The following is a 6,378-nucleotide window of genomic DNA, read 5'->3' as shown; positions in this document are numbered from 1 at the left end:
GTTAGAAGAAATTCTGTTTGAGCGTTGTCAAGTTCTTTTAACACAGCAATTTGCAATCAAGGCTATAACCCAGTACCATTGGTGGCCGAAAATTCAGGTTTAATTACTCCGATGCTACCGGATTTGATATTATATGTTTTTAATAAGTAGCGATCGACTTCAAGTTAGTAATACTCACCAATGGAGAGCTACAAAAACAGAAGCTAAAATTGAAGTTCAACAGAATTTTCTTATAGATTATTTACCATGGATAATGGAAAAGCTGAATAAATTTGAGGTCGTACATATACCATTAGTCTCCAATTTACCTCTGGAAGCAAGCAGAGAAAAACGAATATTGTCAGCACAATCAATTCAATCTTTGTTGTGCATTCCTATGGTTTCTGGAGATGAATTAATTGGTTTAGTCGGTAGTGAATATATTCATGCTTTGATAGATAATTTGTTTTGTTCTTACGGGGACAGAGAAAGTCAAATTAAACCTATAATTCATGTAGAAGCGATCGCTCTTAATTTAGAAACTGCAATTCCTTGTGGTTTGTTAATTAATGAATTGGTGACTAATTCACTTAAACACGCTTTCCCTAATAATAAATCTGGAGAAATATGTATTGAATTATATCAAGATCAACAAGAAAAAGTTTATTTTACAATAAAAGATAATGGTATTGGTATTCCTCCTGGTTTTGATTGGCAAAATAGTTCTTCTTTAGGGTTAAAATTAGTACAAATTATTTCTAAACAATTGAAAGCTGAAATTAATTTTGATAGTTGTAAGGGTACAGTAGTTAATTTAAGATTTTATCCTCTCAACTATAAATCCAGATTTTAAATTACAGCGCTTTTCATTTCATTTCAATAAACCACAGTAGGGGCGTTTTGCTCCGCAACATATAAAGTGGCAGCTCTACGTTAGTAAATGGCCAAAAAGCCCCTACAGGATTTTGGTTATGACGATGTAGTTTATCTATCTGAAAAGCGCTGTAAGGGAAATGGAAAACCTTCACTAACTATCTTTGAGGAACTCCTATCCTTTCTCAAGTCATATCATGTCTGAGGGCAATCGTTTGTGTAAACCCAAGGGTGAATATCTACAGGAAATTTCAGTTTTTTTTCTTGCTCAATAAATAGCTTTCCTCCCTCTTCCCTCTTCCTTCTTTATTCTTTATTCTTCCTTCTTTATTCTTTCTTCTGCTATATTATAAATTTTCCGCTCTTTCCAGCAAGGTTTGACTCACAGCTAAATCTACCATTAGTTTTAATTTACGTTTTTCCTGTTCTGCTAAAAGCAATTTCTGCTCTTTTTTCTGATTCTGAATATCAAGATTATGACCAATAGCCACTGGAATACTACCAATTAAAAAATTTATTGGTAAGCTCCCAAAATTTCCATCTCTAATTAAACCAGTAAAACTACTAATCATTATAAAGCTAAACCAACCAAGAGAAATAATATGTTTTCTTGGACGAAATTTTGATGTAGAATTATTAGACATATCTTCCCACTCCAAACATTGGATAAACTTATCTAGGTTCTTCTAGTTAGATCCTTCATGCCATCAGGAAATTCCGGAAATATAGTAGTGATCGCTCCAGTGAAAATTTGGCGTTGTATTAATTCGGGATTAATTATAGTATTGGAGAGAGGAAGTAAAACTAAAAAAGGGCGTTTTTGATTATGGGTATGATAAGAATAGATCGCTGAAAGCTATAAACTTAATTCAAAATCTAGAAAAATTATACATTCATTTAGCAACGCCCTTCATTTAATTGTTCACAAAACATCAATTATCCATGTTCTTTTACTTTTGAACTAGAAGAAAATCAAATGTTCCTAAATTAATAAATTAAATATTTCTTCTGCATTCTTCAAAGCATTAGAGGGCTAAATCCATGTTTGACAGATAACTGACCAATTAGTTCCATTTTTTCTACAGTAATTAAATTACGCCCCCAAGAAAAATTAGTATATAACTTTTCAAACTCCAATAGCATTGACTCTGCAAAACAGGCAAACAACTGACGACCAGGCACATCCATATTGACAATATTCATAATTTTCCAGTCAATATCAAGAGAGTGTTCTACTATTCCACCATTAAGAACATAGATTCCTTCTTGCTGAACTTTAGTCGCCATGTTTTTTGGATAACCACCGTCAATTAATAAACAAGGTTTCTTCAAAACATTTGGATCAATTGCTACACCCTTTGGCATACTAGCTACCCAAACTATAATATCCGCCAGAGGCAAAGCTGCATTTAATTCTAAAATTTTACCTCGTCCTAATTCCGCTTGTAGATTTTTTAGCCGCTCTTGCTCGCGAGCTATCAATAATAATTCTGCCACTTCTATTTGAGTATTCAACCAACGACAGACTCCACTACCAATATCACCAGTTGCCCCGCATACTGCAACTGTTGCTTTTGACAATTCGATTCCTAACTTTTGGGCAGCTTGTTCTACTTGCTTACAGATAATATAGGCTGTATGAGTATTACCAGTAGTAAAACGTTTAAATTCTAATGTAATATTGCGGATTTGCTGAAACTTTTGCAAATTAAAATTCTCAAAAATAATTGATGAGAAACCCCCTAAAGCAGTTATATCAATACCATGCTTCTGAGCATGAGCCATAGCATTCATTATTTTGCGAGTTGCTGCTTTGATTCGGCGAGCTGCTAGCATTTCCGGTAGAAAACAAGATTCTACATACTTGCCTTCAATTTTTTGACCTGTGATACTTGTTACTTTAATTGTATCGACTATTTGAGGCGGAGCGCTACACCAGAAATCAAGACCTTGATCTGCATATTCTGGATACCCTAGATCCCTTGCTACTGATTGGGCGTGTTCTAAGCTAGTTAGATGACCAATTAGACCAAACATTAAATTGTAAGTATTATTAGTAAGTTAGTTATTGTTGATGGTGTGTGGAAATCAGAGAGAAATTGGTATATGGCAGTTGGCAACTATATATTTTCACTATGAAAAAGTTTTTTGTTAAATGCTACGCCATTACTCATTGCTCGTCCTAATTTCCATTTTGATTGAAATTAACTATACGGCAGCTAGACCATAAGCTGACATACGCATGATTTCTCCAGTTTTAAAGCCAATATTGTCCAAAGCTTCGCCATAAGCAATCATAAAGTCTTCAACCAAAGCATCTTTTTCCATTCCCAGGGTCTTCGCATCTTTTTCCACCTGGTTCAACATTTTCCATACTACGGGTAAGTTTTGGCGGTTTGCTTTCTGTAGTTCAGCTTTGGAGTCTTGAAAATGCTCTTTTAGCCATACTTCGCCAAAGTTGAGGTGGGTATATTCATCTTTGACTACACCTTCAGTAATTTTCCGAGCAAAGGGGTCGGCAACTGGTATATAGATATTGTAGGCTGCGATCGCAAAGCATTCAATAATTAGAGATTGAATTAGCAAACAAGTAACTAAATTACCTGTTTTTGCTGCTTCTTGGAAGTTTGTATGTAGTGGCTCAAAAAAACTTTTGGCAAATTCCATATCTGGTGTCACCTTCAGATTTCGGCCACAAGCTTGAAAGCCTTTTTTGTGACGATTTTCCATTTTGGAGAGGTTCTTGAGTTCCTCTTCGTGGTCTGGTAGCATTTCAACCAGACTTATATAATTTTCGTATGCCTCTTGCTCTCCTTCAATGACAATTGCATTGATTCGGCTGTAGGCATCTTTGTAAGTGAAACTTACAAATATTGTTTTGTCAGTTTCACTTTGAGAATCTATGGTAGAAATTGCTTCAAGCTTTGTCATCAGTTAGTTATCTCCTCATCAAAAAATTGCTTTATCAGGGCAAAGAAAAATATTTGGTTTATCTTAACTTAGCTTATAGTTTACTGTACCTACTTTCTAGAATAATTGCCTAGTATAACTGTAATTTATTCGGTGAATTTGGCCTTAATCTTGGTAAGAACCTCCATTTATGTCAATTCTAGTTGAGTTTTTAGTATAAATACTTACTCAAAATTAAATTATACATTAATCCACTGACCATTTTAACAGAAACAATGAGAAGTCCCGCAAACTTTAGTCAGAGAAAGTTGTACGAGATAGAGACCAATATTATTATCAAAATACAGGGGAGCGACATCACCTAGTGTATGAACAAGGATTACCTGTGAAAGTTGAAGCATCCCTCGATGTTGTGCTATGGGCAAGCGGGGAAATATGTCAACCTCATAAGTACAGTGAATATTTACTTGGCTTACCTATTGATATTTTAGATTACACTTTGTTATTTATGGCTATTATTTACGTTGACCGCTGTTATATGTTGTCGTATTTTATAATGGCCAATATTTCTTTAATACTATCTTGGTTACAACGGCCCTTGACACTCTGCGCTCTACAGCGGTTTTCATTTGGGTAGACCACAGTAGGAACTTTCGATGGAACGTCCCTACAAAGTTTTGTTTGTGAAGATGTGGTTCATCAATTTGAAAAGCGCTGTAAAGAGACGCAGATTCTTAAGTAGCCCAAAATCGAACTCTTAAAGACGTTGTCAATGCGCCTCTACTTAGTTGACTTAAGTTGAGCTTAAGCCTTCGAGATACTTTTGTCAGAATGTTTGCAGCACCATTGCAGTCGGAATTAATCAAAAAACCCAAAGCAGATTGATATAAATCTCCCCTAATACGCTTTCCTGATGGTTCCCAGTGATCGGGTTTTTCACCGTATTTTGGCAGAGCATCATTGCCTAAAAACGATGATTGCCAGGTATAGGACTCCTGATTGTTCTACAAATTGCAACCCATATAAGTTACAAAGTTCCTCGATTCTTTCTTTGAATCTAGCATTAGGAACTTGTACAAACTTTTGATTGGTTTTAGTTCCCAATTCAATTGACTATTTTTGCTCTTTATTCCAACCAAAAACGACTGTACCAATTTCATGTTTAAGACAATGATTAATAACCAATTTTGCTGTTTTGTTAACACCATCACCCATCTGACGATTACGTTGATTTTTGAACTTGAGATGTTTACCATCAATAATCAAGCTATGGCCCTGAGTCTCTACACAGGTTAAGCAATTGTTTAAACCGTGGTCAATGGAAAGTGCTTGATGGAAATCTAGTTTAACTGGTTGAGTTTTAATTTCATAATTGAAGAAGGAGACAGGAGACAGGAGACAGGAGACAGGAGACAGGAGGAAAATTACATGGGGATTCGCTCCCCCAAGTAATGCGTGAACACCCCTGTTGACGGTGGGGTATTAAACCCACAAAGAAAATGATAAACTCAGTATAGAAACAACCATGACGAGGTCAAATCCTAATCTCTTTAATTAAGTCCCAGTCTAAGTTACTCGACATCGGAATCTAAACAGCGTCCAATCCAAACCATGCTTTAACTTTGCGTCCTAATGGAACTTTAATTTCTTGATCAGTAAGTTTGAGGGATTTTTTAGAATAATAAACAGTAAATAAACCAGGTTTTCAATAGTTAGCAGCCTTGGGTTTATTTGCTAATTCATCTTTTCCAAACAGCTTAAGTAGCTATTTAAAACTTCTCAAAGATTCAACAACACCGTTGCATATTTGTTGGGAACTAGAACCATAGATATCATTAAAATGTACCTTCCATTTCATCTGCCCACAAACTTCGCCTTGAGTGACAAATCTATTCTCTTTAAACCAGACTAGTCGGCCATAATAAACAGAACAATTGAATACCTTATTGGCCTCGCCACACAAGTATTCTAATATGGCTAATAGGTTTTGAACGGGATGCAGTAAAGCTTGTTGACATCCCATGTTTTTTGTTTTTTTTGCTCATATTTTTATGATCATCAAGATGCCGATAAATGTCAACTTATCAATATGAAAAATCTTTCAAAAGAATATCGTCATAACAACCATTCTGTCGGTTTGGCTCATGTCCATTTAGTCTGGATACCTCAAGGACGCAAAAAGCTTTTAGCGGGTGAAGTTAAAACCAGGTTAGGCAAAATTTGATGGGAAGTGACCACAGAAAAAGGTTGGTTAATCAAAGGATTAGAAATAGCTCCAGACCATGTTCATGTATTGGTAGAGCATGGCTGTGATGTGGCAATCCACAAAATAGTCAAAGCTTTAAAAGGCAGGTCTTCTCGATTGTTGCGACAAGAGTCTTCTGAATTATGCAAGCTGCCTAGTTTATGAACTCACAGTTATTTTTATTATACTACTGGAAAAGTCAGCACCGCCCTTGATTTTGGAATACATCAACGACCCTCATTAGGGCAGGGCTAATTCATTGTCGCCAGAGAAAAATATTGAGGAGTACAAGTTTGGCCATGTTATCAAGTATTTCATGGTTTTTTCCCGAAATTATCACTCTTAAACAGAAAAAATTGTTACGGAGTCAG

The 6,378-nt window shown here is 35.6% G+C and carries 7 protein-coding genes and 1 pseudogene; 3 read left to right on the top strand and 5 right to left on the bottom strand.

Annotated features, from left to right (window positions below; all coding sequences use genetic code 11):
* Window positions 1-133 precede the first annotated feature (133 nt).
* The gene (locus tag F6K13_RS13275) at window positions 134-832 is read left to right on the top strand and encodes a sensor histidine kinase (RefSeq protein WP_124143830.1); all 699 of its coding nucleotides are present in this window, start codon (window positions 134-136) and stop codon (window positions 830-832) included.
* A 367-nt stretch (window positions 833-1,199) separates the two neighbouring features.
* On the opposite strand, the gene F6K13_RS13270 is transcribed toward F6K13_RS13275, so the two are convergent.
* The 5 genes from F6K13_RS13270 to F6K13_RS13250 all read right to left on the bottom strand — a co-directional run bounded on the left by F6K13_RS13270 (window position 1,200) and on the right by F6K13_RS13250 (window position 5,785).
* Window positions 1,200-1,496 (bottom strand): hypothetical protein, encoded by a 297-nt coding sequence (locus tag F6K13_RS13270; RefSeq protein ID WP_124143831.1) that lies wholly within the window; start codon window positions 1,494-1,496, stop codon window positions 1,200-1,202.
* 373 nt (window positions 1,497-1,869) lie between these two features.
* A complete protein-coding gene (locus F6K13_RS13265) occupies window positions 1,870-2,889 on the bottom strand; it encodes a long-chain acyl-[acyl-carrier-protein] reductase (RefSeq protein WP_124143832.1) in 1,020 nt (339 codons plus the stop codon).
* A gap of 171 nt (window positions 2,890-3,060) precedes the next feature.
* Window positions 3,061-3,783 (bottom strand): aldehyde oxygenase (deformylating), encoded by a 723-nt coding sequence (locus tag F6K13_RS13260; RefSeq protein ID WP_124143833.1) that lies wholly within the window; start codon window positions 3,781-3,783, stop codon window positions 3,061-3,063.
* Between the two features lie 1,092 nt (window positions 3,784-4,875).
* A complete protein-coding gene (locus tag F6K13_RS13255; RefSeq protein WP_205127269.1) occupies window positions 4,876-5,028 on the bottom strand; it encodes a hypothetical protein in 153 nt (50 codons plus the stop codon).
* Window positions 5,029-5,527: 499 nt separating this feature from the next.
* The gene (locus F6K13_RS13250; RefSeq protein WP_124143834.1) at window positions 5,528-5,785 is read right to left on the bottom strand and encodes a hypothetical protein; all 258 of its coding nucleotides are present in this window, start codon (window positions 5,783-5,785) and stop codon (window positions 5,528-5,530) included.
* A 66-nt stretch (window positions 5,786-5,851) separates the two neighbouring features.
* On the opposite strand from F6K13_RS13250, the gene F6K13_RS35800 reads away from it, so the two are divergent.
* Window positions 5,852-5,986, top strand: coding sequence for a hypothetical protein (locus F6K13_RS35800; protein WP_375339358.1), 135 nt, complete (start codon window positions 5,852-5,854; stop codon window positions 5,984-5,986).
* Window positions 5,987-6,004: 18 nt separating this feature from the next.
* A pseudogene (gene tnpA / locus F6K13_RS35795) lies at window positions 6,005-6,251 on the top strand (IS200/IS605 family transposase); the annotation flags it as partial.
* Between the last annotated feature and the right edge of the window lie 127 nt (window positions 6,252-6,378).

Origin of the sequence: Okeania sp. SIO2B9 (assembly GCF_010672505.1) — a bacterium.
In the GTDB taxonomy this organism is placed as follows: domain Bacteria; phylum Cyanobacteriota; class Cyanobacteriia; order Cyanobacteriales; family Microcoleaceae; genus Okeania; species Okeania hirsuta.
Note: the sequence above shows the minus strand (reverse complement) of the source record. Positions and strands in the feature narration are given on the sequence as shown.

Bases quoted from the DNA above. Each gene is read 5' to 3' on its own strand.
- F6K13_RS13275 (WP_124143830.1), top strand. From the start codon at position 134: ATGTTTTTAATAAGTAGCGATCGACTTCAAGTTAGTAATACTCACCAA.
- F6K13_RS13270 (WP_124143831.1), bottom strand. From the start codon at position 1,496: ATGTCTAATAATTCTACATCAAAATTTCGTCCAAGAAAACATATTATT.
- F6K13_RS13265 (WP_124143832.1), bottom strand. From the start codon at position 2,889: ATGTTTGGTCTAATTGGTCATCTAACTAGCTTAGAACACGCCCAATCA.
- F6K13_RS13260 (WP_124143833.1), bottom strand. From the start codon at position 3,783: ATGACAAAGCTTGAAGCAATTTCTACCATAGATTCTCAAAGTGAAACT.
- F6K13_RS13250 (WP_124143834.1), bottom strand. From the start codon at position 5,785: ATGGGATGTCAACAAGCTTTACTGCATCCCGTTCAAAACCTATTAGCC.
- F6K13_RS35800 (WP_375339358.1), top strand. From the start codon at position 5,852: ATGAAAAATCTTTCAAAAGAATATCGTCATAACAACCATTCTGTCGGT.